The organism is Micromonospora sp. NPDC048839, from assembly GCF_040649915.1.
Taxonomy (GTDB): domain Bacteria; phylum Actinomycetota; class Actinomycetes; order Mycobacteriales; family Micromonosporaceae; genus Micromonospora.
Map to the genome: position 1 here is coordinate 25,713 of NZ_JBEZGL010000015.1, position 21,280 is coordinate 46,992.

Consider the following 21,280-nt stretch of genomic DNA (forward strand, 5'->3'; position numbering starts at 1 on the left):
CTCTCACGGCAACGGTAGTGGAGCACCTAGATCCCCGTCAATGTGTCAAACCCGTTGCGTGCTGATGTCGCTATTTACCAACACTTCTCGCAATGACCGACCCGTCAGATACGTCGAGGTCGCTCAGCATTGCCTCCGGCGCGCGCATCCGCCAGGCATCCGTCACCAGCTCGCTCAGGCGCTCGAAGTCGACCGCCGCCAGTCGCACCAGCACCAGGGGCAGTCCGGCGTAGCCGGGCGTGGTGAAGAAGAGGTCGGGTTCGCCGAGCAGGAGCGCCTGCTTCTCGGCCTCGTCGCCGACGAACAGCACGGCGATGTCGAGTCGGATCACCCGGGGCTGTCCGGGGACGCGCTCCGGGTAGGACCAGATGAAGCCCTTGTCGGCCACCCGGAAGTCGAAGCCGTCACTGGGGATCTCCACCGTGTGCGGCAGGGCCAGCGCCACCCGGCGTACGTCGTCGGCGTCAGCCACCGAGGCCCCCCGCACCACACGCGATCAGCATGTGCCGAGATTACGCGGTGGACAGGTCGACGGCGGTGGCGCCGAGGACACCCCGGTGACCGTCCTCCTGCACGTAGCCGACCACAGCGGCCGCGCGCGGATCGAGATCGGGTGGTGTCGCCACCTCCACCCGTCCCCGCTCGGCACGTAGGTCCACAGACGTGAAGGCGCGGACGACGTTGTCCTGTCGCAGCGTCCGCCCGGCGTTCTCCCCCCGGGCGATCTCGCTGTCCAGGCCACGTTCCACGATCGCCACGTGCAGCACCGCGCCCTCCGGCGGCGGCGCGCTCTGGTAGTCCACCGCCACCCGCCCGCCGAGGTCCTCCGCCCGGAGCGTGACCGCTGTGGTGGCGCTCGACGCCAGGGCGGACGCGATCGCGCCCGCCGCACGCCGCCGGTCCGATCCGACGAACTCGACGGTGCCGTTGACGACCATCTGCGGTGTGTACAGACGCCCGGTGCCATAGGCGCGGGCGTACGCCTCCTGCCGTGCGGTGTACGCCGCGTCCGCGAAACGGTCGGGCCAGCCCAGGTCGTCCCAGTAGTCGACGTGAAATCCGAGGGCGAAGACCGGCTGTCCCCGATCCCGGGCGTCACGCTCGATCTCGGTCAGCACCTCCTCCGCGGGAGGGCAGCTTGAGCAGCCCTGCGAGGTGAACATCTCCACGACGGCGAAGCCGAGGTCTGTCGACGGGTTCGTCACCTGGCACGCCTCCTCCCGACGTCTCGACCGGCGGCGGTGCGTTTCCCGTTACCGCCGGGACAATGCGCGCGGCGTCACCTGACCTCGGCCGCGCGGTGAGCGGTGGCGGGGCGGGTGGTTGGATGATCGGATGCAGATCACCGTGACAGACGCGCCGGAGCGGGAGCGATTCGAGGCGCGCGACGAGGCGGGGACGATCGCCGGGTTTGTCACCTACCAGCTGACCGGCAGCATCATCGCCTACACCCACACCGAGGTCGACCCGGCCTTCGAGGGCAAGGGCGTCGGCTCGACCCTGGCCCGTACGGTGATGGACGACGCGCGGGCCAGGAAGCGGACTGTCGTACCCATCTGTCCGTTCCTCGCCGACTGGCTGGTCAAGCACCCGGAGTACGAGGGCATCGTGGTCCGCTCCACCCGGAAGATCAAATAGAGTTCGACGGGCCTGACCTGCTCATCCCTGGGAGCCGAACGATGACAGTGGCCACCTTCCGCGCCCTGCACCACGACCGTGCCGCCGGCGACCCACTCGTGCTGCCCGGGCCCTGGGACGCGGCCAGCGCCCGGGTGCTCGCCGACGCCGGTTTCCCGGCACTCGCGACCCCGAGCGCCGGGGTCGCCGCCTCGCTCGGCTACGAGGACGGCGCCACACCGCCGGACGAGATGTTCGCGGCAGTGGCGCGAATCGTCCGTGCGGTCCCCGTTCCGGTCTCCGCCGACGTGGAGAGCGGTTACGGCCTCGCCCCCGCCGAGCTGGTGGGTCGGCTCCTGGACACGGGCGTCGTCGGCTGCAACCTGGAGGACTCGGCCGGTGACGGCACCCTGACGGATCCGCGGCGGCACGCGGACTGGTTGGCCGAGGTGCGGGCGGAGGCGGGCGACGCGCTCTTCATCAACGCGCGCGTCGACACGTTCCTGGTCGGGACGGGCGACCCGGCCGACGCGGTGGGGCGAGCCCGCCTCTACGTGGCGGCCGGTGCTGACTGCGTCTACCCGATCCTGGCGCCGCTCGAGGTGCTCCCGGCGCTGCGGGAGGGCATCACGGGACCGCTCAACATGGCCGCCGACCCGGACCGGGAGTCCGTGGCCGAACTGGGCCGGCGGGGCGCGACCCGCATCACCTTCGGCCCGGGCATGCAGCGCTACGCCATGGGGGCGATCGGCGACCTGGCGGCGGGGCTGCGCGCCTGAGACCTCGCCGGTCGGGCGCGCAGCCCCGCTCGGCGGTCGGGCGTAGCCGCCTCGGCGGTCGGGCGTAGCCGCCTCGACGGTCGGCCCTGGGCACCGGCGATCCGGCGTAGCCACGGCGGCGGTCGGCGCAGTCGGCGGTCCGGCGCGGCCGCCTCGGCGGTCAGGCGTCGGCGCGGGCGGCGAGGGCGTCCACCAGTCGGCGGGTGGAGCCGGCCAGGTTCCAGCGGCCGGCGAGCTCCAGCAGCCGGTCCGGATCGACAGGCGCGGTCGGCAGCGCGGTGGGCAGCTCCGGCAACGGCACGTCCAGCGCGACCCGGACCACCGTGGGCGCGACGGCCAGGTAGTCGCGTGCCGCGGCCAGCTTGGTGCGCAGGCCCGGTGCGAAGGACGAGTCGGAGTCGTCGAGCGCGGCCAGGATGCCGGCGATGTCGCCGTAGCGTTCGATGAGCCGAGCCGCGGTCTTCTCGCCGACGCCCGCCACGCCGGGCAACCCGTCGCTGGGGTCGCCGCGCAGCGCGGCGAAGTCGGCGTACCGGTCGGCGGGCACGCCGTAGCGGGCCCGCACCGCGGCGTCGTCACAGTCGTCGAGCTTGCTGACGCCGCGCCCGACGTAGAGCAGCCGGACCGGCCGCGCGTCGTCGATGAGCTGGAACAGGTCCCGGTCGCCGGAGACCACCTCGACCGGGCCCGGCTGGGTGACCGAGAGCGTGCCGAGCACGTCGTCGGCCTCGTAGCCGGTCGCCCCGACAGCGGTGATGCCGACCGCGGCGAGCACCTCCAGGATCATCGGCACCTGCGGGGAGAGGGTGTCCGGAACGATCTCGCCGCCCTGCGGGGCGACCCGGTGCGCCTTGTAGGAGGGCAGCAGATCGACCCGCCAGGCGGGACGCCAGTCGTGGTCCAGGGCGCAGACCATCCGGTCGGCGCCGCGTCCGCGGATGAGGGTGGCGAGCATGTCGAGGAAGCCACGCACCGCGTTGACCGGGGTGCCGTCCTCGGTGCGGGCGGCGGACTCCGGGATGCCGAAGTAGGCCCGGAAGTAGAGGCTGGCTGCGTCGATCAGCAGGATCGGGGGTTGGTGTGCCACGCCGGACAGCCTGGCACAAGCCTCCGACGATCCGGGGTACGCCCGGCCGTCGGCGGGTGTCAGCGCCGCTCGTCGTGCCGGTAGACGGTCGCGCGTCGGGCCACGTGCTGCACGACGTAACTGGTCACCAGCAGCAGGATCGCGACAAGCACCTCGACCCAGGCTGCGACGCCGTCGGCCACGGTGACACCGATGATCAGCAGGACCAGCCCGACGAGCGCGAGCACCCCCGCCCACAATTGACGGCGTCGGCGGGTCGCTTCCCGGTCCTGCTCTTTCGGTGCCACGCGATCCTCCCGGCCGGGGACGCCCGCGCGGGCATCCCGGATCCAGGCTATGGCCCCGTCCGCCCGTTCGAACGGGAAATCATGGTGCCTGTGGGTGGCCCGGCCAGGCCGTCGCGGCGGGGCAGCCAGGTCGGATCGTCATCGGTACGCTCGTCGCGCAGCCGCGTCAGGACGGACCCGGAAGCCGGCCGGGTGCCGTGACGCGGGGAGGGTCGATGGACGAGCCGGCGGCGCGCCGAGCAGAGCTGCTCACTCAGGTGCGAGCCGTGTTGGCGCCGGGCGAGACCCTGCGGGAGGCGTGCTGGGTCGGCCGCGTCCCGGGCCGCCGGTCGGCGGGGGAGGTGTTCCGTGCCGCGTTCAACCCGCTGCGGGTGGCGGAGGGGCTGGCCGGGGATGCCGTCGGGGTGACCGCATCCACCGGGCCGGAGGTGGAGTGGTACGAGGCGGCCCGCAACGGGGTGCTCGGCGGTCCGCCGGGTTCGTTGGGGGTCGGGCTGGACGAGCAGTTGCCCGAGCCCAGCGTGGTGCGGGTGCTGGCGTTGACACACCGCCGGGTGTTGGTGCTCCGCCGCGCGCGACCGGTCGGGACGCGGGTACCCGCCGCTGGCGGTCTGCGGGATCGCCTGTCGGCGGCGGCCAGCCAGGTGCGGGCGGCCTGGCAGGGGCCCGGCCCGGTGGACCGCGACGTGCCACTGGAGGTGGCCTGGCAGGTGGGCCTGGAGTCGTTGGTCCGCCTCGACGCGCTGCCCGGCGGCATGATCGGGCGTCTCGCCCTGCTCTTCGTGGACGGCTCGTGGATCGTGCTCGGCCCGCCGGACTCCGCGACCGCGTTGCGGATGGCGGCGTCGCGCGCGGGCTGATCCGCAGCGACAAAGCCCTCGTGAGCGCGGTCAGTGGCAGGGCCACCGTGCCGACCGCCGGCACGACCATGCTGGTCGTGCCGGCGGTCCACCAGCGCCAGAAGATTCCGGCCCGATCGTCGACGCGCACGTCGTCGGCCCCCGTTCGTCGGACTGGTGCGTTCCAATCTGGAACGCACTATAGTCGGTGGGGACCGACGGAGGTAACGGGTGCGGCGAGAGGATCTCGCCGATGCGGACTGCGGCATCGCGCAGGCGCTCGGCGTGCTGGGGGACTGGTGGACGTTCCTCATCGTGCGCGACGTCGCCGGGGGAACGACCCGCTTCGACGCGCTGCAACGCGAGCTGGGCGTCAGCCGGCGGGCGCTGACCGAACGCCTCGCCGCCCTGGTGCAGCACGGGGTGCTCGAGCGTCGGTCCTACTCGCGGCACCCACCGCGGTACGACTACCTGCTCACCGCTCGGGGCGAGGGGCTGCTTCCGGTGCTGATCGCCCTACAGGACTGGGGAACGAGGCACCTCATGGGTGACGGCGATCTGACCGCGACTGCCGACGCCGACTCCGCCGAGGCGCACCGGGCGCACCACCTGGTCGGGCGGCGACTGCCCGAGGTCGCCCTGCCCGGTCCCGACGGTCGGCCGGTCGCGTTGGCCACGATGGGCACCTGGGCGGTCCTCTACCTCTTCCCTGGGGCGTACGCGCCGGGAACGCCCGGCTATCCGCCGGGCTGGGGGGAGATCCCCGGCGCCCGGGGCTGCACCCTGGAGTCGCGCACGTACGCCACGCGTCACTCGGACTTCCAGGCCGCCGGGGTGCGGGTGCACGGGATCAGCACCCAGCGACCGGACCAGCTCGCCGACTTCGCCGCGTACGCCGAACTGCCGTTTCCGCTGCTGTCCGACGAGGATGGCCGCCTGGCCGCGGGCCTGCTGCTGCCGGTCTTCCGGGCCGGCGGGGTGACCCGGTTGAAGCGGCTGACGCTGCTCGTCGACCCGTCGGCGGTGGTGCGCGCCGTGCAGTTCCCGGTCACCGACCCGGCCGGCTCGGTGCAGGAGATGCTCACCCTGGCCCGGGAGCACGCGGCGGTCCCCGGCTGACGCTTGGGCGCCGACCGGGGACCGCGGACCATGCCGGTCAGGCCGGGAGCGTCCAGCGCTGGTTGGCGCCGGCGAAGCAGTCCCAGATCTGCAGCCGGGTGCCGTCGGCGGAGCTGTTGTCCGTGACGTCCAGGCACTTGTTCGACTGCGGGTTGCGCAGGGTGCCGTTGGACTGCGCCTGCCACACCTGGGCGCCGCTGCCGTTGCACTCCCAGAGCTGGACCTTCGCGCCGTTGGCGGTGGAACCGCTGGCGATGTCGGCGCACTTACCGAGGGCGCGCAGCGTGCTGTCGCTGGCCACCGTCCAGGTCTGGGCGTTGGTGCCGTTGCAGCCGTAGAGCTGGATGGCGGCGCCGTTGGCGGTGCTGGCCGCCGCCACGTCGACGCACTTGCCGCCGAGGCCGGTGATCCGGCCGGTACGCCCGGTCGGCGGCGGGGTGGTGCCGCCCATGATGGTGTCGTACATGGCGCTGAGCAGTGAGGTCGAGCCGCTGGTGTCCTGGCTCAGCTCCCAGTTCATCACGCCGCCGGCGTTGGCCAGCGCCCACTGCGTCTTGCGCTTGACCGTCGGGATGCCGTTCCAGCACTGCTGCGACCCGCCGATGGTGGCGCAGTCCCGGTTGGCGTTCGCTGGGTCCAGGCCGACGATGTACGAGTAGTTGTAGTACACCGGGCGACTGTAGAAGGGGATGCCGAGCACCGCCTTGCTGGCCGGCAGGCCACGCGCCTTCCACAGGTTGATGCTGTTGATCGACCAGTCGTAGTTGGCGTGGGGGCTGCCGCCGTCGTACGCCATGATGTTGAGCCAGTCGACCTGGTTGAAGACTGCGGTCTGCACGCCCTGCACGCTGCCGCCCTCGGAGACCACGGCGGCGGTGAGCAGCTTGCCCCGGCTGTGCATGGCGCTGCCGAGCTGCGTCATGAGCGCCGTGTAGTTGTTGGCCGAGGCGCCCGGGTCGGGGTACTCCCAGTCCATGTCGACGCCGTCGAGGTTGTACTGGTTGACGAGGTTGACCAGGTTGTTGACGAAGTTGGTCCGGCTGCCGGAGTTGGCCGCCAGGGCTTCGAAGGCCGAGTCGTTGCCGTCGTTCCAGCCGCCGACCGCGATCGAGACCTTGACGTTGTTGGCGTGCCCCTGCGAGACCAGCGAGGAGAGCCGGCCCCCGTCGACTCCCTGCAGGCTGCCGTCGGCGTTGGGCAGGATGAAGGCGTAGTTGATGTGGGTGAGCTTGTTGTACTGGATGGTGTTGATGTTGCCAGCCCAGGAGGGCATGTAGCCGACGCTCTTGAAGTTGTTCGGCAGCACCACGGCCTGCGCGGCGGTGGAGGTGACGGTGAGGGTGGCGCCGGCGGTGGCCAGCGCGAGGAGGCCGGCGGCGAGGGCGCGGCGCAGTGGTGAGGACATCGGGGGCCTTCCCGTGGGCGGGGGACGACACCCGCCCACGCGGGTTGTCGCGGGCGGGTGGTGCGGGACGCAGGATCGGGTGGGCCTCGAGGCAGCCAAATCTTAAAGAGTGTTAACTGTCCGCGTCAATCAACATCTGTGGATTTCCCCGGCACTGGTGCCAATATGGGGGTTTACCCAAACGACCGTTAAGCTGATGGGGTGGGACTCGACGAGCTGTACCCGCCGGATCGGCTGATCGCCGCGCAGCGCGCCACCGCCGCTGCGGGGCTGGACGCCCTGCTGCTCACCCCCGGTTCCGACCTGCGGTACCTGACCGGCTACGACGCCCACGCGGGGGAGCGGCTGACCTGTCTGGTGCTGCCCGCCCAGGGCGAGCCGACCCTCATCGTGCCCACGCTGGAACGTCCGGCGGCCGAGGCGGCGCCGGCCACCGGCGTCCGCATCGTCGACCACCTCGACGGCACCGACCCGTACCCGCTTGTCGTCGCCGCCCTCGACGGCCCGCCGGCGGCGGTGGGGCTGGCCGACCGGATGTGGGCCGAGCAGGTCCTCGCGTTGCGCGCCGCCCTGCCCGGTGCCGCGCAACGCCTCGCCGGGGAGGTGCTGGGCGAGCTGCGCGTGCGCAAGTCCCCGGCGGAGGTGGCGGCGCTCGCCGAGGCCGGCGCGGCGATCGACGAGGTGCACCTGCGGATGGGGCAGTGGCTGCGCCCCGGGCGCACCGAGGCCGAGGTCGCCGCGGACATCGCCGCGGCGATCCGGGCCGCCGGACACGTCCGGGTCGACTTCGTCATCGTGGCCGCCGGCCCGAACGGCGCCAGCCCGCACCACGGCACCTCGGATCGGCCGATCGGCGTCGGAGAGCCCGTGGTGGTCGACATCGGCGGCACGATGGCCTCGGGATACCGCTCGGACTGCACCCGCACCTACGTGGTGGGCGGGCCGGCGCCGGCGGACTTCCTGGACTACTACGCGGTGCTGCAGGACGCCCAGCGCGCCGCGGTCGCCGCGGTGCGACCCGGGATCACCGCGACGGCGGCCGACGCCGCGGCCCGGGACCCGATCGCCGCCGCCGGCTACGGCCGCGCGTTCCTGCACCGCACCGGCCACGGCATCGGTCTCGACGGTCACGAGGAGCCCTACCTGGTGGCGGGCAACGACCGCCCGATCGAGGCGGCGATGGCGTTCTCCATCGAGCCGGGCATCTACCTGGCGGGCCGACACGGCGCCCGCATCGAGGACATCGTCGTCTGCACCACAGACGGCGTGCAACGGCTCAACACCACCCCCACGGAGCTCATCGCGCTATGACTGTCGACCGGATCCTCCCCACCGACGAGGCCCACGACCTGCTGGGTCTCGCCACCGAGCTCGCCGACCGCGAGCTCGCGCCGAACGCCACCGCCTTCGAGGAGCGCGCCGAATTCCCCCGCGGCGTGCTCCGGACCCTGGGCCGAGCCGGCCTGCTCGGCCTGCCCTACCCCGAGGAGTACGGCGGAGCGGCCCAGCCCTACGAGGTGTACCTGCAGGTGCTGGAGATCCTGGCCAGCCGCTGGCTCGCGGTCGCCGAGGCGGTCAGCGTGCACACCCTGTCCTGTTACCCGGTGTTCGCGTTCGGCACCGACGAGCAGCGCAAGCTGCTGCCGGACATGATCGGCGGCGAGCTGCTGGGCGCGTACTGCCTCTCCGAGCCGCAGGGTGGCTCGGACGCGGCCGCGCTGAGCACCCGGGCGGTTCGCGACGGGGACGCGTACCTGGTGTCCGGCACGAAGGCGTGGATCACCCACGCGGGGAGCGCCGACTTCTACAACATCTTCTGCCGCACCGGAGGATCCGGGCCGAAGGGGATCTCCTGCCTGCTCGCCGACGCGGGCACGGCCGGCATCAGCCCGCAGGCGGCCGAGCGGACGATGGGGCTGCGCGCCTCGCCGGTGGCGCAGATCGTCTTCGACGAGGCGCGGGTGCCGGCCGACCGGCTGATCGGCGGCGAGGGCGCCGGCTTCACCATCGCCATGTCCGCGCTCGACTCCGGTCGCCTGGGCATCGCCGCCTGCGCGGTCGGGCTGGCCCAGGCGGCGCTGGACTACGCGGTGTCCTACGCCCGGGAGCGGCAGCAGTTCGGCCGGTCCATCATCGACTTCCAGGGCCTCGGCTTTCTCCTCGCCGACGCGGCCACCCAGATCTCCGCCGCCCGCGCGTTGACCCTCGCCGCGGCCCGGCTGCGTGACGCCGGCCGCCCGTACGCGATCGAGGCGGCCAAGGCGAAGCTCTTCGCCACCGACATGGCGATGCGGGTGACCACCGACGCCGTGCAGGTGCTCGGCGGCGCCGGCTACGTGGCCGATCACCCGGTGGAGCGGTACATGCGTGAGGCCAAGGTGCTGCAGATCGTGGAGGGCACCAACCAGATCCAGCGCCTGGTGATCTCCCGGGCCCTCGCCCAGGGCTGAGGTCGACGCGGGCTGGTGGGGCCACGGCGAATCTGCCGCGGCCCGCCGCTCGGGTGCCGCGTCGCCGTGCGGCGGTTTTCCCGGTAGGTTGCACGCCGTGGAGGAGATCGACCGCGCCATCGTCGCCGCGCTGACCGCCGACGGCCGACTGTCGTACACCGACCTGGCCGAGAAGGTGGGGTTGTCGGTGTCCGCCGTGCACCAGCGGGTGCGCCGGCTGGAGCAGCGTGGGGTGATCAAGGGGTACGCCGCGCGGGTGTCGTTCGAGGCGCTGGACCTGCCGCTGACGGCGTTCGTGGCGATCCGCCCGTTCGACCCGTCGCAGCCGGACGACGCGCCGGAGCGTCTCGCGCACCTGCCCGAGATCGACTCCTGCTACTCGGTGGCGGGGGAGGACTTCTACATGTTGTTGGTGCGGGTGGCCAGCCCCACCGACCTGGAGCGGTTGCTGCAGGAGATCCGCACGTCGGCGAACGTGACGACCCGGACGACCGTGGTGTTGTCCACCCCGTACGAGAATCGCCCGCCGAAGGTCACCGCTGCGGTAGCGAGTCGGTCGCGGTCCCGGGCGCCGGAGGAGCCGGCTGGTTCCACCGCAGGATGACCTGCCGGCCGTGCTCGTGACCGAGCGCGCTGACCGTGGCGGTTTCCAGGCGCAGTCGTCCGCCGGCGGACGGGGGCAGGCCGATCCAGCGGGCGCCGAGGACGCGCAGGCTGTGCGCGTGGCCGATAAGCGCGACGGTGCCCCGGTCGAGCAGTGGGGTGACCCGCGCGAGCACCCGGCCGAGCCGTTCGCCCACCTGCGCGGGTGACTCTCCGCCGGGGCAGCCGTCGGTCCAGATGTTCCAGTGCGGGTCGTCGGCGTGGATGTCGACGGTGGTGCGGCCCTCGTACTCGCCGTAGTTCCACTCGCTGAGGTCCTCGTCGACCCCGTCGACGGTGAGCCCGGCCAACTGCGCGGTGCGCAGCGCCCGGGCGCGGGGGCTGGCCAGCACTGTCGCGAACCGCCGGCCGGCGAGGAACGCGGCGAGGGTACGGGCCTGCCGCTCGCCGTCGGGAGTCAGCTCGAGGTCGGTGTACGAGGTGTGCCGGAGGCTGGCGCTCCAGGTGGTCTCGCCGTGCCGGATCAGCAGGAGCTCTCCCATACGGCCAGTTAACCATCGCGGCCGTTGCCGACAGGCGGCCCTCCCTCAACCTATCTTCCTAGGATGCCTTAGCGGGTGTGCCGACCGGCACCACCGGTTTCGGCACCCGGAGACCGGGCAAGCGAGCGAGGACAACCGCCAGACCGAGGAGGCGCGATGAGCTTCACCGAGAAGGCCAAGAACAAGGTCGAGCAGATGGCCGGCGCAGCACGTGAGCGCGTCGGCGACATGACCGACAACGAGCGGATGCGTGGCGAGGGCGCCAGCCAGGAGAGCGACGCGCGCGCCAAGCAGGCCGGTCAGAACGTCAAGGACGCGGGTCGCAACATGAAGGACTCCTTCACGAAGTGACCTGAGCGGTCCACGGGTCCCCGGGCGGCATGGCCGCCCGGGGACCCGTCGTGTGCTGCGGTTAATGTCGGCCGGTGACCGTACTGCGTTCCCTGGTGTTGTTCGCGCTGGCCGCGGTGGCCGAGATCGGCGGCGCCTGGCTGATCTGGCAGGGCTGGCGGGAGCAGCGCGGGCTGTGGTGGATCGCGGCCGGCGTCGTCGCGCTGGGCTGTTACGGCTTCGTCGCCACGTTCCAGCCGGACGCGAACTTCGGCCGGATCCTGGCCGCGTACGGCGGGGTGTTCGTGGCCGGCTCGTTGGGTTGGGCGATGGTGGTCGACGGTTTCCGTCCGGACCGGTGGGACCTGGCCGGTGCGGCGCTCTGCCTGCTCGGCGTGGCGGTCATCATGTACGCCCCCCGTGGTGGCCCGGCGTAGCAGCCCGCAGCAGCTCGGCGTAGCCCGCTGAGGGCTCGGCGATAGCCCGCTGGTTGGGTGATCCACTCGGGTTTCTTGATGTCGGGATGTCCGGGCGGGTGGGACAGCGCGGTATCAAGAAACCCGGGATCAGCGGCGACGCGACGGTACGGTAGTTCGGCGGCTCGGGGCGGTGCTGGGGGACAGTGAGCATCGTTCACTTCTGCGATGATCTGCTGTGTGATTCGATCTTGGATTCGCCCGTTGGGTGGCGTCCTTGTTGCGGTGGTCGTCGTCGGCAGCGCCGCCTGCACGGCTTCACGCGTGCCGCCGCCGGACGGGCCGGTCTTCGTCGGTTCGTCGGCCAGCGCCAGCACCGCTCCAGCACCGACGGTTCCGACAGTTCCAACGGTGCCTGGGGCGACGCGGGTGGGGACCAGGGCGCAGGTGGTCGATCACGGGCCGCGTACGGGCGACAAGGTCGCGTTGACCTTCGACGCGGACATGACCGACGGGATGCTGGCCAGCCTGCGGGCCGGCCGGGTGACGTCGTACGCGAACCTGCGCATCCTCGATCTGCTGGAGCGGGATCAGGTGCCGGCGACGTTCTTTCTGACCGGCAAGTGGGTGCAGCGGTATCCGGACGTGACGCGACGGATCGCCGGCAATCCGCGCTTCGAGTTGGCCAACCACACCTACGGGCACGCGGCGTTCACCGCTGACTGTTACGACCTGCCCTCGCTGCCGGTGGACAAGTTGGCCGGGGATGTGGCGAAGACGTTCGAGGTGATCAAGCCGTACGGGGGTCGGCAGACCCGGTACTTCCGTTTTCCGGGGTTGTGCCACGACGCGGCGACGCTGGATGCCCTGGCGCCGCTGGGTGTGACGGTCGTCGACGGGGACGTGGTCAGCGGTGATCCGTTCGCGACGGCGTGGAAGCCGTTGGTGCGGGCGGTGTTGGACAAGGTCCGCCCCGGGTCGGTGGTGATCATGCACGTGACCGAGGCGAACGCGGCGATGACCGATGAGGCGTTGCCGCACATCCTGGCCGGGTTGCGGGAGCGCGGGCTGGTGCCGGCGCCGTTGTCCGAGGTGCTGGCGAAGGGCTGAGGCTCAGCTTTCCGGTACGTCGTCGATGGTCAGGACGATCTTTCCGCGGCGGGACCCGTGCTCGGCCGTCTGGTGTGCGTCGGCCGCCTTCTCCAGGGGGAAGGTCGCCTCGATCGGCACCCTGAACCGGTCCTCGGTGAACAGCTCGGCGGCGGCGCTCAGGCCGTGCCGGCCGTCGGGCTCACCGGCCAGTTGGCCCATGGACAGGCGTACGCCGTGTGTGGGGGCGGTGAAGTCGGCAAGGGTGAGCACTGCTGTGGGGTCGTCGGTGAGGCGGAGCAGTTCGGTCAGGGACCCGGCGCCGGCGACGTCGAGGGCGCGGTCGATCCGGGTCACGCCCAGGGCGTCGAGGCGGTTGGTGAGGTCGGGACCGTAGGTGACCGGTGTCGCCCCGAGCTGGCGGAGGAAGTCGTGGTTCTCGGCGCGGGCGGTGCCGATGACGTGGACGCCACGGGCGGCGGCGAGTTGGACGGCGATGCTGCCGACACCGCCGGCGGCGCCGTCGACGAGGAGCGTCATGCCGGGCCGCAGGTCCAGCAGGTCGAGGGCCCGGGTGGCGGTCTCGATGCTGGTGCCCGCGGCGCCCGCCTGGGCCCACGGCATGGCGGTGGGCTTGTGCGACCAGAGCTGGAGTACCGCGAACTGTGCACTGGCGCCGCCGAGCCTGGCCAGTTCGACGATGCCGAAGACGTGGTCGCCGACGGTCACGCCGTCGACGTCGTCGCCGATCTCGTCGACGGTTCCGGCCGCGTCGACGCCGGGGATGTGTGGCAACGGTAGCCGGGCGCTCATCGGGGTGCGGCCGGAGCGGAGGCCGACGTCGACGGGGGAGATGCCGGCGGCCCGGACGCGGATGCGGATCTGGTCGGTCCGCGGCTGTGGCGCGTCGGTGGTGCCGAGGTGGAGTACGTCGGGACCGCCGAACTGGTCGTACTGCACGGCGAACATCTAGGGCTCCTCTGCCTGGTTGACATGGTGGTAGTCGTACCGTAGGCCGGAAACGGAGCAGCTGTTCCGCTGTGTGGTCAAGTGAGAGTGGGGCGAGTCGGGGATGTCTCAGATGCGGCGTGCTGATGCCCGGTTCAACCGTGATCGGGTGATGGCGGCGGCTCGGGAGGCGTTCGCGTCGGCGGGGCTTGAGGTGCCCATGCGGGAGGTGGCGCGACGGGCGGGGGTTGGTGTGGCGACCCTGTACCGGCACTTCCCGACGCGTACGGAGTTGGTGGCGGCGGTCCTGGCCGAGCGGGTGGACGACTGCGGTGTGCGGATGCGCCGCGCGCTCGATGACCCGGACCCGTGGCGGGCGTTGTCCGGCGTGGTGCGCGAGTTCGCTGAGCGGCAGATCCATGACCGGGAGCTCAACGAGGTGCTGTTGGGGCCGGGTGAGTTGGGTGCGGCGTTTCAGAAGGAGCGGCGGGAACACGCGCAGGCGTTGAACGTGCTGGTGGTGCGGGCGCGGGCCGCGGGTGTGCTGCGCGACGGCGTCGGCGCGGACGATGTCCGGGCCGGTCTGCTGGCCATCGCGTCGCTACGGCGGTTGCCGGCGACGACGAGCGTCCGGGTGATCGGTCTGGTGGCGGACCTCGTCGTCGCCGGTATCCGTGCCTGACGGTGGTCAGTCGTCGCGGTGCTCGGTCCACCACTGCTGGCCGTCGGCCGGGAGGGTGTCGATCGGGTCGTAGTAGGCGTAGCGCTTGTTGAGCGCCTCCAGGTCGGCGGATTCGATGGAGGTGCGGTAGTTCTTGGTCCAGTAGGAGATGCCGCGTTCGCGGTCGTAGTCGGTGAGCATGTGCACCCAGCGTTTGCCGACGAAGGGGACGTCGCAGACGATGCGGGGGGTGGCGTAGCCGGGGAGGTAGCCCATGATGTCGTGTTGGAGTTGCTGGGCGTGCCAGACCGGGACCCGCCAGTGTTCGGCGTTGGGGATCATGTCGCACATGTAGAAGTAGTACGGCAGGATCCCTGCTTCGCCTTGGAGGGCGAAGCAGAGGTCGAGTAGTTCCGGGGTGGTGGCGTTGACGCCGCGCATGAGGACGCCCTGGTTGCGGACGTCGCGGACGCCGACGTCGAGGGCGGTCTGGGCGGCCTTGGCGACCAGTGGGGTGAGCGACTGGGCGTGGTTGACGTGGGTGTGGATGGCGAGGTTGACGCCGCGGCGGGCGGCGGTGCGGGCGACGCGCTCCAGGCCCTCGACGACATCGGGTTGCAGCCAGTGCTGGGGGAGGCCCATGAGGGCCTTGGTGGCGAGCCGGATGTCGCGGACCGTTTCCAGTTCCAGCAGGCGCATGAGGTACGACTCGAGGTTGCGCCAGGGGACGTTGGCGACGTCGCCGCCGGAGACGACCACGTCGCGGACGCCGGGGTGGGCCTTGAGGTAGGCGATGTGGGCGTCGTAGCGGTCGACGGGTTTGAGGGTGAGTTTCAGTTTGTCGACGGCGGGGGTGGAGTTGCCGACGAGGTCCATGCGGGTGCAGTGTCCGCAGTACTGGGGGCAGGTGGAGAGCAGTTCGGCGAGGACCTTGGTGGGGTAGCGGTGGGTGAGGCCTTCGGCGACCCACATGTCGTGCTCGTGGAGGCTGTCGCGGCTGGCGTAGGGGTGTGAGGGCCAGTCGGTGCGTCGGTCGGAGGCGACCGGGATCATGTAGCGGCGGATGGGGTCGGCGAGCAGCGCCTCGGTGGTGGGGGTCGCGAACGGCACCATCGTGTTGATCATTTGGGGTGGCACCAGCATGGACATGGTGGCCGTGGCCTGCTGGTCGGCCTCGAGGTCGGCGTAGAAGGTGTCGTCGATGAGGTCACCGAAGACGGCGCGGAGCTGCTTGGTGTTCTTGACGCAGTTGACGCGTTGCCACTGGGCGGATTCCCACTGGTCGCGGGTGATGTGGCGCCAGCCGGGGAAGCGGGTCCAGTCCGGTTCGACCAGGGGGCGGCGGTGGTATTCGTAGGGCTGCCCGGCGGTCGGTACGGCGACCGGGACGTGACGGGGGTGCGGCATGGTCTGGGTCACGGCCCCTCCTCGGTGTTGCGGCTGATCAGCAAGGCCCGAAGGCTACTGGAAAATATTCGGTGCAGAAACTAGTCTGCCGTAAGTTTTCCCGTTACGCGAGCCTTGACCGGAGGCTTCGGGCGGCGGCTGGGGGAGGTTGGCGTGACGTCACCGGTGGGCTTGCACCGTGTCGTGCAACCGGCGGGGGTGCTGCCGCAGGCGGCGTGGCGCCTGGACGCGTCGGCGGCGATCGGGCCGAACGAGGTGCGGATCCGGGTGCAGCGGCTCAACCTGGACGCGGCGAGCTTCCGGCAGTTGTCGGAGAAGCACGGTGGAGACGGCGACGCGGTCCGCGCCGAGGTGCTGGAGATCATCTCCACCCGGGGGAAGATGCAGAATCCGGTGACCGGGTCCGGCGGCATGCTGATCGGCACGGTCGAGGAGGCCGGCCGGCGCTCCCCGCTCGGGCTCCGGGCGGGGGAGCGGGTCGCGACCCTGGTGTCGTTGACGCTGACGCCCCTGGTGATCACCGACGGGTTGGCCCGCTGGGACGGGCGCAGCGAGCAGGTGCCCTGTGACGGGTGGGCGATCCTGTTCGCGCGGTCCATCGCCGCGGTGCTGCCCGACGACGAGGATCCGCAGTTGTCCCTGGCGGTGCTGGACGTGTGCGGGGCGCCCGCGCTGACCGCCCGGGTGGTGTCGCGCTACGTCGAGGAGCGCGGTCGCCTCGGTGACCCGACGCCGGTGCGGGTCGCGGTGATCGGTGGGGCGGGCAAGAGTGGGTCGCTGTCGCTCGCTGCGGCGCGGCGGGCCGGTGCCGCGCGTACCGTCGGGGTGGTGCCGGTGGCGGCGGAGCGCGACGCGCTGACGGCCGCCGGCCTGGCGTCGGTGGTGGCGTTGGCCGACGCGCGGGACCCGGTGGGGTTGTCCACGGCGGTGACCACGGCCCTGGGGGCGCCGGCGGACGTCACGGTGGTGTGCGTGGACGTGCCGGGGTGTGAGCACGGGGCGGTGTTGGCCACCGCGGACGGCGGCACGGTGATCTTTTTCTCGATGGCGACGAGCTTCTCCGCGGCGGCGTTGGGCGCCGAGGGGTTGGCGGCGGACTTGACGATGCTGGTGGGCAACGGGTACGTGCCGGGGCACGCGGAGTTGGCGCTGGGTCTGTTGCGGGCCGAGCCGGGGGTGCGTCAGCTGTTTGCGGCGCGGATCGCGGCAGACTGAGAGTCATGACGAACCCCTCGACGTTGTACCGCGGCGGTGTGCTGCACTGCCCTGCCGACCCGAGCGCCACCGCGCTGCTGGTGTCCGGTGGGCGGATCACCTGGTTGGGGACCGACGGTGACGCGCCGCCGGCCGACCGGGTGGTGGATCTGGGTGGGGCGCTGGTGACGCCGGCGTTCGTGGACGCGCACGTGCACGCCACGGACACCGGGTTGGCGTTGGCCGGGCTGGATGTGGCCGGGGTGCGGTCGGCGGGGCAGTTGCTGGACGCGGTGGCCGGGTTCGCGGCGGGTCTGCCGGCGGACGCGGTGGTGCTGGGCCACGGTTGGGACGAGTCGGGCTGGTCGGATGTGACGTTGCCGGACGCGGCGGCGGTGGGCCGGGCGGCTGGTGGACGGCGGGTGTATCTGTCGCAGGCTTCGCTGCATTCGGCGTTGGTGTCGTCGGCGATGCTGGCGGCGTGCCCGGAGGTGGTCGGGGCGGTCGGTTACGACGCGTCGGGCTGGTTGCGTCGCGACGCGCACCACGTGGTGCGGGCGGCGGCGCAGGGGTCGGTGAGTCGGGCGCAGCGGGTCGCCGCGCAGCGGGTGGCCCTGTCGCACGCGGCGTCGTTGGGGATCGCGGCGGTGCACGAGTGTGGTGGGCCGGAGATCTCCGACGAGGAGGACTTCACCGGCCTGTTGGGCATCTCGGGTGCGGGGTTGCCGGAGGTGTACGGGTACTGGGGTGAGTTGGGTGGGGCGGCGCGGGCCCGGGAGTTGGGTGCGGTGGGCGCCGGTGGTGACCTGTTCGCCGATGGCGCGTTGGGCTCGCGGACGGCGCATCTGTCGCAGGAGTACGGCGACGGTGCCGGGTGTGGGCACGGGTACCTGACGACCGAGCAGGTGCGTGATCACCTGTTGGACTGTGCGGCGCACGGCGTGCAGGGTGGGTTCCACGCGATCGGTGACGCGGCGATCGGCACGGTGCTGGACGGGTTCGCGGCGGCGGCGACGACGCTGGGTGTGGAGCGGCTGCGCGCGGCCCGGCACCGCATCGAGCACGCGGAGATCATGAACAAGCGGTTGATCGCGCGGTTCGTGGAGTTCGGGGTGGTGGCGAGCATGCAGCCGGCGTTCGACAGGTTGTGGGGCGGCGCGGGCCGGATGTACGAGTCGCGGTTGGGGTTGGACCGGTCGTTGGAGTCGAACCCGATGGGTGCGATGCACTCGGTGGGTGTGGCGTTGGCGTTCGGGTCGGATTCTCCGGTGACGCCGTTGGATCCGTGGGGGTCGGTGCGGGCGGCGGCGGCGCACCACAATCCGACGCAGCGGATGAGTGTGCGTTCGGCGTTCGCCGCGCACACCCGTGGTGGGTGGCGGGCGGTGCACCTGGACGTCGAGGGGGTCCTCGCGTTGGGTGCGCCGGCGACGTTCGCGGTGTGGTCGACGCCGGCGGGGGTGCAGCGGGGGCTGCCGGTGTTGCTGGCCGAGGATCCGGAGGTGCGGGGTCCGGACGACCCGACGCCGTTGCCGGTGTGTCGGCGGCTGGTGCTGCGCGGTGAGGTCGTCTACGAGGAAGGGTCGTCGTGAGCGGGCGAGCACGGCAGCGGGGCGCTCGCGCCGCCGCGAGGCGGCAAGCACAGGAACGAGTGGATGGTCGATGAGCAAGCTTGATCTTGATCCGGTGTTGGTGGCGCGGGCGCGGGAGTTGGCGCGTCGGGCCGGGCAGCCGGTGGTGGACCTGGCACGCAGCCACACCACGGTGTCGGTGGAGCGGGCGGTGCTGCGGTTGGCCGGGGTGACCGGTGCGGACCCGGACGGAATTCCGTGGGTGAACCGGCTCGTCGACGCGGTCGCCGCGGACGTCGGGTTGGGTCACGGGGTCGCGGTGCCGGTGTTCGACGCGCTGGCCCGCGAGGGCGGCACCGACGTGACGTTGCTGGCGCAGAAGGCCGCGGCCGGGTCGGTGCGGTTCGACCTGCCCGCCGGGCGGGCCGCCACGGCCGCCCGGTCGGCGGCGCGCAGGGCCGTCGGCGCGGGCATTCGGCGCATCGACCGGCGGCGCGCCGAGCGGGACCGGCTGATCAAGCGCCACGGTGACCCGAAGCAGCGGCCGTGGATCTACCTGATCGTGGCCACCGGGGACATCTACGAGGACATCCCGCAGGCGCAGGCGGCCGCGCGGGCGGGCGCGGACGTGATCGCGGTGATCCGCTCCACCGGGCAGTCGTTGCTGGACTACGTGCCCGAGGGTGCGACCCGGGAGGGGTTCGCCGGCACGTACGCGACGCAGGAGAACTTCCGGCTGATGCGGGCGGCGTTGGACGAGTCGTCGAGGGAGGTGGGCCGCTACGTGCGGTTGACCAACTACGCGTCGGGGTTGTGCATGCCGGAGATGGCGACCCTGGCCGGGCTGGAACGCCTCGACATGATGTTGAACGACTCGATGTACGGGATCCTGTTCCGCGACATCAACCCGGTGCGCACGTTCGTCGACCAGCGGTTCTCCCGGCAGGTGCACGCCCGCGCCGGGATCATCATCAACACCGGTGAGGACAACTACCTGACCACCGCCGACGCGGTCGACGAGGCGCACACGGTGACGGTGTCGCAGTTGCTCAACGAGTTCTTCGCGCACGAGGCGGGGTTGGCGGACTGGCAGTTGGGGTTGGGGCACGCGTTCGAGATCAACCCGGAGGTGCCGGAGTCGTTCCGCCTGGAGTTGGCGCACGCCCTGCTGGCCCGGGAGTTGTTCCCGGACGCGCCGTTGAAGTGGATGCCGCCGACGAAGCACATGACCGGTGACGTGTTCCGGGGCAACCTGCTCGACGGGTTCTTCAACCTGGCGGGCGCGCTGACCGGTCAGGGCATCCTGCTGGTGGGGATGATGACCGAGGCGGTGGTGACGCCGTGGTTGTCCGACCGGGACATCGCGTTGCAGAACGTGCGGTACGTGCTGGGCGCGGCCGGTGGGCTGCACGAGGACTTCGTGCCGGCGCCGGGTGGGTTCATCCGCCGTCGCGCCAACCAGGTTCTCGGTGAGGCCCTGGACCTGCTGGAGCGCATCGGGGAGCAGACGTTGCTCACGGCCATCGCCGAGGGCACCTTCGGGATCATGAAGCGGCCCGCGGACCGGGGCAAGGGCCTGGCGGGAGTGGCCGCGCACGAGGCGGACTACTGCAATCCGGCCACCGACATCCTGGAGGCGGCGGCGTGAGCGAGCGCAGCGAGCGAACCAGCCAGCACAGCAATCACGCGCTCACGACGCCGCGAAGCGGCGGCGTGAGCAAGCGCAGCGAGCGAACCGGCGAGCACAGCAGCTCCACGCTCACGACGCCGCGAAGCGGCGGCGTGAGCAAGCAGATCGTGCGCCCGTACGGGGACACCACCGGGGATGGGATGGTGCAGGTGTCGTTCACCCTGCCGGTGGTCCACGACAAGCGGGCCGAGGGCGCGGCGGTGCAGTTGGCCAACAAGATGGGCATCGACCCGGCGATGGTGGTGCACGCCAAGCCGATGGGTGACGGGTTCACGTTCTTCGTGGTCTACGGGCGGGTCAACCACCTGGTCGACCTGAACGCGGTGCAGGTGGTGGAACGGGACTTCGCGCTGCTGTCGGCGAAGGAGGTCAACACGATGGTCAAGCAGCGGTTGCGGCGCAAGCTGTCCGTGGTCGGGGCGTGCATCGGCACCGACGCGCACACCGTGGGCATCGACGCGATCCTCAACGTCAAGGGCATCGCGGGGGAGAAGGGCCTGGAGTACTACCGGGAGTTGAAGGTCACCAACCTGGGCGCGCAGGTGAGTGTGCCGGAGTTGGTGGAGGCCGCCCGGGTGGAGAAGGCCGACGCGGTGCTCGTGTCGCAGGTCGTCACGCAACGCGACGCGCACCTGCACAACACCCGGGAGATGTCGGCGGCGTTCCGGGAGGCGATGCCGGCGGGCCGGCGGCCCCTGTTGATCGTCGGTGGTCCCCGGTTCGACGAGTCGATGACCGACGAGTTGGGCGTGGACCGGATCTTCGGTCGGGGCACCACGCCCGGCGAGGTGGCCAGCTACCTCGTGCACGCCCTGATCACGCAACGGAAGGCGAACGCATGACCGACGCACGGCTCGGGTTGACGGTGACGCACCGGCGGTATGTGCCGTACTCGCACGCCCACTACGCCGGCAACCTCGTCGACGGGGCGTACGCCCTCGGGTTGTTCGGGGACGTCGCCACGGAGGTGTGTATCCGCACCGACGGTGACGAGGGTCTGTTCGCCGGGTACGCCGACGTGCGCTTCCACGCGCCCATCCACGCCGGTGACGTCATCGAGGTCACCGCCCAGGTGTCGCGGGTGGGCACCCGCAGCCGCACCCTGGAGTTGAGCTGCGCGGTGGTGTGCCGGGGCCGACCGGAGCGCTCCGCGTCCGCCGCCGAGGTCCTCGACCCGCCGATCGTGGCGGTCACCGCGACCGGCACCGTGGTCGTTCCCGCCGGCACCGTGAGTCGCGAGGAGTGT

Annotated in this window: 23 protein-coding genes and 1 pseudogene; 16 read left to right on the forward strand and 8 right to left on the reverse strand. The window is 71.6% G+C overall.

Features of this window, described 5'->3' with window-relative positions:
- Window positions 1-70 precede the first annotated feature (70 nt).
- Both AB0C25_RS25260 and AB0C25_RS25265 read right to left on the reverse strand, forming a co-directional pair.
- Complete coding sequence (locus AB0C25_RS25260; protein WP_357376705.1) at window positions 71-472, reverse strand: hypothetical protein; 402 nt, start codon at window positions 470-472, stop codon at window positions 71-73.
- 40 nt (window positions 473-512) lie between these two features.
- Window positions 513-1,205: a DUF1223 domain-containing protein gene (locus tag AB0C25_RS25265; RefSeq protein WP_357376706.1), complete on the reverse strand. Its 693-nt coding sequence runs from the start codon at window positions 1,203-1,205 to the stop codon at window positions 513-515.
- A 115-nt stretch (window positions 1,206-1,320) separates the two neighbouring features.
- Here AB0C25_RS25265 and AB0C25_RS25270 point away from each other — a divergent pair.
- Window positions 1,321-1,638 (forward strand): annotated as a pseudogene (locus AB0C25_RS25270) (GNAT family N-acetyltransferase); the annotation flags it as partial.
- 41 nt (window positions 1,639-1,679) lie between these two features.
- On the forward strand, window positions 1,680-2,396 hold the full coding sequence (locus AB0C25_RS25275; RefSeq protein WP_357376707.1) for an isocitrate lyase/phosphoenolpyruvate mutase family protein: 717 nt from the start codon (window positions 1,680-1,682) through the stop codon (window positions 2,394-2,396).
- A gap of 160 nt (window positions 2,397-2,556) precedes the next feature.
- Here AB0C25_RS25275 and AB0C25_RS25280 read toward each other — a convergent pair whose 3' ends face one another.
- Window positions 2,557-3,483, reverse strand: a complete 927-nt coding sequence (locus AB0C25_RS25280) for a 5'-3' exonuclease (RefSeq protein WP_357376708.1) — start codon at window positions 3,481-3,483, stop codon at window positions 2,557-2,559.
- Between the two features lie 59 nt (window positions 3,484-3,542).
- Window positions 3,543-3,770 (reverse strand): hypothetical protein, encoded by a 228-nt coding sequence (locus AB0C25_RS25285; RefSeq protein WP_357376709.1) that lies wholly within the window; start codon window positions 3,768-3,770, stop codon window positions 3,543-3,545.
- Between the two features lie 215 nt (window positions 3,771-3,985).
- Between AB0C25_RS25285 and AB0C25_RS25290 the strand changes: the two genes are divergently transcribed.
- Together AB0C25_RS25290 and AB0C25_RS25295 are read left to right on the forward strand one after the other, a co-directional pair.
- Window positions 3,986-4,630, forward strand: coding sequence for a hypothetical protein (locus AB0C25_RS25290; protein WP_357376710.1), 645 nt, complete (start codon window positions 3,986-3,988; stop codon window positions 4,628-4,630).
- A 210-nt stretch (window positions 4,631-4,840) separates the two neighbouring features.
- Window positions 4,841-5,728: a winged helix-turn-helix transcriptional regulator gene (locus AB0C25_RS25295; protein WP_357376711.1), complete on the forward strand. Its 888-nt coding sequence runs from the start codon at window positions 4,841-4,843 to the stop codon at window positions 5,726-5,728.
- Between the two features lie 37 nt (window positions 5,729-5,765).
- Here the strand turns inward: AB0C25_RS25295 and AB0C25_RS25300 are convergent, their stop codons facing one another.
- The gene (locus AB0C25_RS25300; protein WP_357376712.1) at window positions 5,766-7,133 is read right to left on the reverse strand and encodes a glycosyl hydrolase family 18 protein; all 1,368 of its coding nucleotides are present in this window, start codon (window positions 7,131-7,133) and stop codon (window positions 5,766-5,768) included.
- A 201-nt stretch (window positions 7,134-7,334) separates the two neighbouring features.
- On the opposite strand from AB0C25_RS25300, the gene AB0C25_RS25305 reads away from it, so the two are divergent.
- From AB0C25_RS25305 to AB0C25_RS25315, 3 genes are all read left to right on the forward strand, one after another.
- Window positions 7,335-8,444 carry a Xaa-Pro peptidase family protein gene (locus AB0C25_RS25305; RefSeq protein ID WP_357376713.1) on the forward strand — a complete coding sequence of 370 codons (1,110 nt, stop codon included), beginning with the start codon at window positions 7,335-7,337 and terminating at the stop codon, window positions 8,442-8,444.
- Window positions 8,441-9,583, forward strand: coding sequence for an acyl-CoA dehydrogenase family protein (locus tag AB0C25_RS25310; protein WP_357376714.1), 1,143 nt, complete (start codon window positions 8,441-8,443; stop codon window positions 9,581-9,583). Before AB0C25_RS25305 ends, AB0C25_RS25310 begins: the two co-directional genes overlap by 4 nt.
- Before the next feature lie 97 nt (window positions 9,584-9,680).
- Window positions 9,681-10,187 carry an Lrp/AsnC family transcriptional regulator gene (locus AB0C25_RS25315; protein ID WP_357376715.1) on the forward strand — a complete coding sequence of 169 codons (507 nt, stop codon included), beginning with the start codon at window positions 9,681-9,683 and terminating at the stop codon, window positions 10,185-10,187.
- Here AB0C25_RS25315 and AB0C25_RS25320 read toward each other — a convergent pair.
- The gene (locus AB0C25_RS25320) at window positions 10,117-10,728 is read right to left on the reverse strand and encodes a histidine phosphatase family protein (RefSeq protein ID WP_357376716.1); all 612 of its coding nucleotides are present in this window, start codon (window positions 10,726-10,728) and stop codon (window positions 10,117-10,119) included. The genes AB0C25_RS25315 and AB0C25_RS25320 overlap by 71 nt on opposite strands.
- Before the next feature lie 156 nt (window positions 10,729-10,884).
- Here AB0C25_RS25320 and AB0C25_RS25325 point away from each other — a divergent pair, with 156 nt between their 5' ends.
- From AB0C25_RS25325 to AB0C25_RS25335, 3 genes are all read left to right on the forward strand, one after another.
- Entirely contained in the window at window positions 10,885-11,079 is a 195-nt protein-coding gene (locus tag AB0C25_RS25325; protein WP_124856785.1) for a CsbD family protein, read from the forward strand.
- Window positions 11,080-11,153: 74 nt separating this feature from the next.
- Window positions 11,154-11,495 carry a YnfA family protein gene (locus AB0C25_RS25330; protein ID WP_357376717.1) on the forward strand — a complete coding sequence of 114 codons (342 nt, stop codon included), beginning with the start codon at window positions 11,154-11,156 and terminating at the stop codon, window positions 11,493-11,495.
- A 390-nt stretch (window positions 11,496-11,885) separates the two neighbouring features.
- The gene (locus AB0C25_RS25335; RefSeq protein WP_357376718.1) at window positions 11,886-12,584 is read left to right on the forward strand and encodes a polysaccharide deacetylase family protein; all 699 of its coding nucleotides are present in this window, start codon (window positions 11,886-11,888) and stop codon (window positions 12,582-12,584) included.
- A 3-nt stretch (window positions 12,585-12,587) separates the two neighbouring features.
- Here AB0C25_RS25335 and AB0C25_RS25340 read toward each other — a convergent pair whose 3' ends face one another.
- Window positions 12,588-13,532: an NADP-dependent oxidoreductase gene (locus AB0C25_RS25340; protein ID WP_357376719.1), complete on the reverse strand. Its 945-nt coding sequence runs from the start codon at window positions 13,530-13,532 to the stop codon at window positions 12,588-12,590.
- Between the two features lie 112 nt (window positions 13,533-13,644).
- Between AB0C25_RS25340 and AB0C25_RS25345 the strand changes: the two genes are divergently transcribed.
- A complete protein-coding gene (locus AB0C25_RS25345) occupies window positions 13,645-14,193 on the forward strand; it encodes a helix-turn-helix domain-containing protein (RefSeq protein WP_357376720.1) in 549 nt (182 codons plus the stop codon).
- Between the two features lie 6 nt (window positions 14,194-14,199).
- Here the strand turns inward: AB0C25_RS25345 and AB0C25_RS25350 are convergent, their stop codons facing one another.
- Complete coding sequence (locus AB0C25_RS25350; protein WP_357376838.1) at window positions 14,200-15,579, reverse strand: lysine 2,3-aminomutase; 1,380 nt, start codon at window positions 15,577-15,579, stop codon at window positions 14,200-14,202.
- Between the two features lie 165 nt (window positions 15,580-15,744).
- On the opposite strand from AB0C25_RS25350, the gene AB0C25_RS25355 reads away from it, so the two are divergent.
- The 5 genes from AB0C25_RS25355 to AB0C25_RS25375 form a co-directional block, all read left to right on the forward strand.
- On the forward strand, window positions 15,745-16,794 hold the full coding sequence (locus tag AB0C25_RS25355) for a zinc-binding alcohol dehydrogenase (protein WP_357376839.1): 1,050 nt from the start codon (window positions 15,745-15,747) through the stop codon (window positions 16,792-16,794).
- Between the two features lie 5 nt (window positions 16,795-16,799).
- Entirely contained in the window at window positions 16,800-18,365 is a 1,566-nt protein-coding gene (locus tag AB0C25_RS25360) for an amidohydrolase family protein (protein WP_357376721.1), read from the forward strand.
- 70 nt (window positions 18,366-18,435) lie between these two features.
- On the forward strand, window positions 18,436-19,992 hold the full coding sequence (locus AB0C25_RS25365) for a lysine 5,6-aminomutase subunit alpha (RefSeq protein ID WP_357376722.1): 1,557 nt from the start codon (window positions 18,436-18,438) through the stop codon (window positions 19,990-19,992).
- Between the two features lie 134 nt (window positions 19,993-20,126).
- Window positions 20,127-20,876, forward strand: coding sequence for an OAM dimerization domain-containing protein (locus AB0C25_RS25370; protein WP_357376723.1), 750 nt, complete (start codon window positions 20,127-20,129; stop codon window positions 20,874-20,876).
- Window positions 20,873-21,280 (forward strand): hotdog domain-containing protein (locus tag AB0C25_RS25375; protein ID WP_357376724.1); only part of this gene is annotated, 408 nt, incomplete at its 3' end. The genes AB0C25_RS25370 and AB0C25_RS25375, both read left to right, overlap by 4 nt.

Bases quoted from the DNA above. Each gene is read 5' to 3' on its own strand.
- AB0C25_RS25365 (WP_357376722.1), top strand. From the start codon at position 18,436: ATGAGCAAGCTTGATCTTGATCCGGTGTTGGTGGCGCGGGCGCGGGAG.
- AB0C25_RS25345 (WP_357376720.1), top strand. From the start codon at position 13,645: ATGCGGCGTGCTGATGCCCGGTTCAACCGTGATCGGGTGATGGCGGCG.
- AB0C25_RS25290 (WP_357376710.1), top strand. From the start codon at position 3,986: ATGGACGAGCCGGCGGCGCGCCGAGCAGAGCTGCTCACTCAGGTGCGA.
- AB0C25_RS25310 (WP_357376714.1), top strand. From the start codon at position 8,441: ATGACTGTCGACCGGATCCTCCCCACCGACGAGGCCCACGACCTGCTG.
- AB0C25_RS25325 (WP_124856785.1), top strand. From the start codon at position 10,885: ATGAGCTTCACCGAGAAGGCCAAGAACAAGGTCGAGCAGATGGCCGGC.
- AB0C25_RS25360 (WP_357376721.1), top strand. From the start codon at position 16,800: ATGACGAACCCCTCGACGTTGTACCGCGGCGGTGTGCTGCACTGCCCT.
- AB0C25_RS25350 (WP_357376838.1), bottom strand. From the start codon at position 15,579: ATGCCGCACCCCCGTCACGTCCCGGTCGCCGTACCGACCGCCGGGCAG.
- AB0C25_RS25300 (WP_357376712.1), bottom strand. From the start codon at position 7,133: ATGTCCTCACCACTGCGCCGCGCCCTCGCCGCCGGCCTCCTCGCGCTG.
- AB0C25_RS25340 (WP_357376719.1), bottom strand. From the start codon at position 13,532: ATGTTCGCCGTGCAGTACGACCAGTTCGGCGGTCCCGACGTACTCCAC.
- AB0C25_RS25320 (WP_357376716.1), bottom strand. From the start codon at position 10,728: ATGGGAGAGCTCCTGCTGATCCGGCACGGCGAGACCACCTGGAGCGCC.
- AB0C25_RS25275 (WP_357376707.1), top strand. From the start codon at position 1,680: ATGACAGTGGCCACCTTCCGCGCCCTGCACCACGACCGTGCCGCCGGC.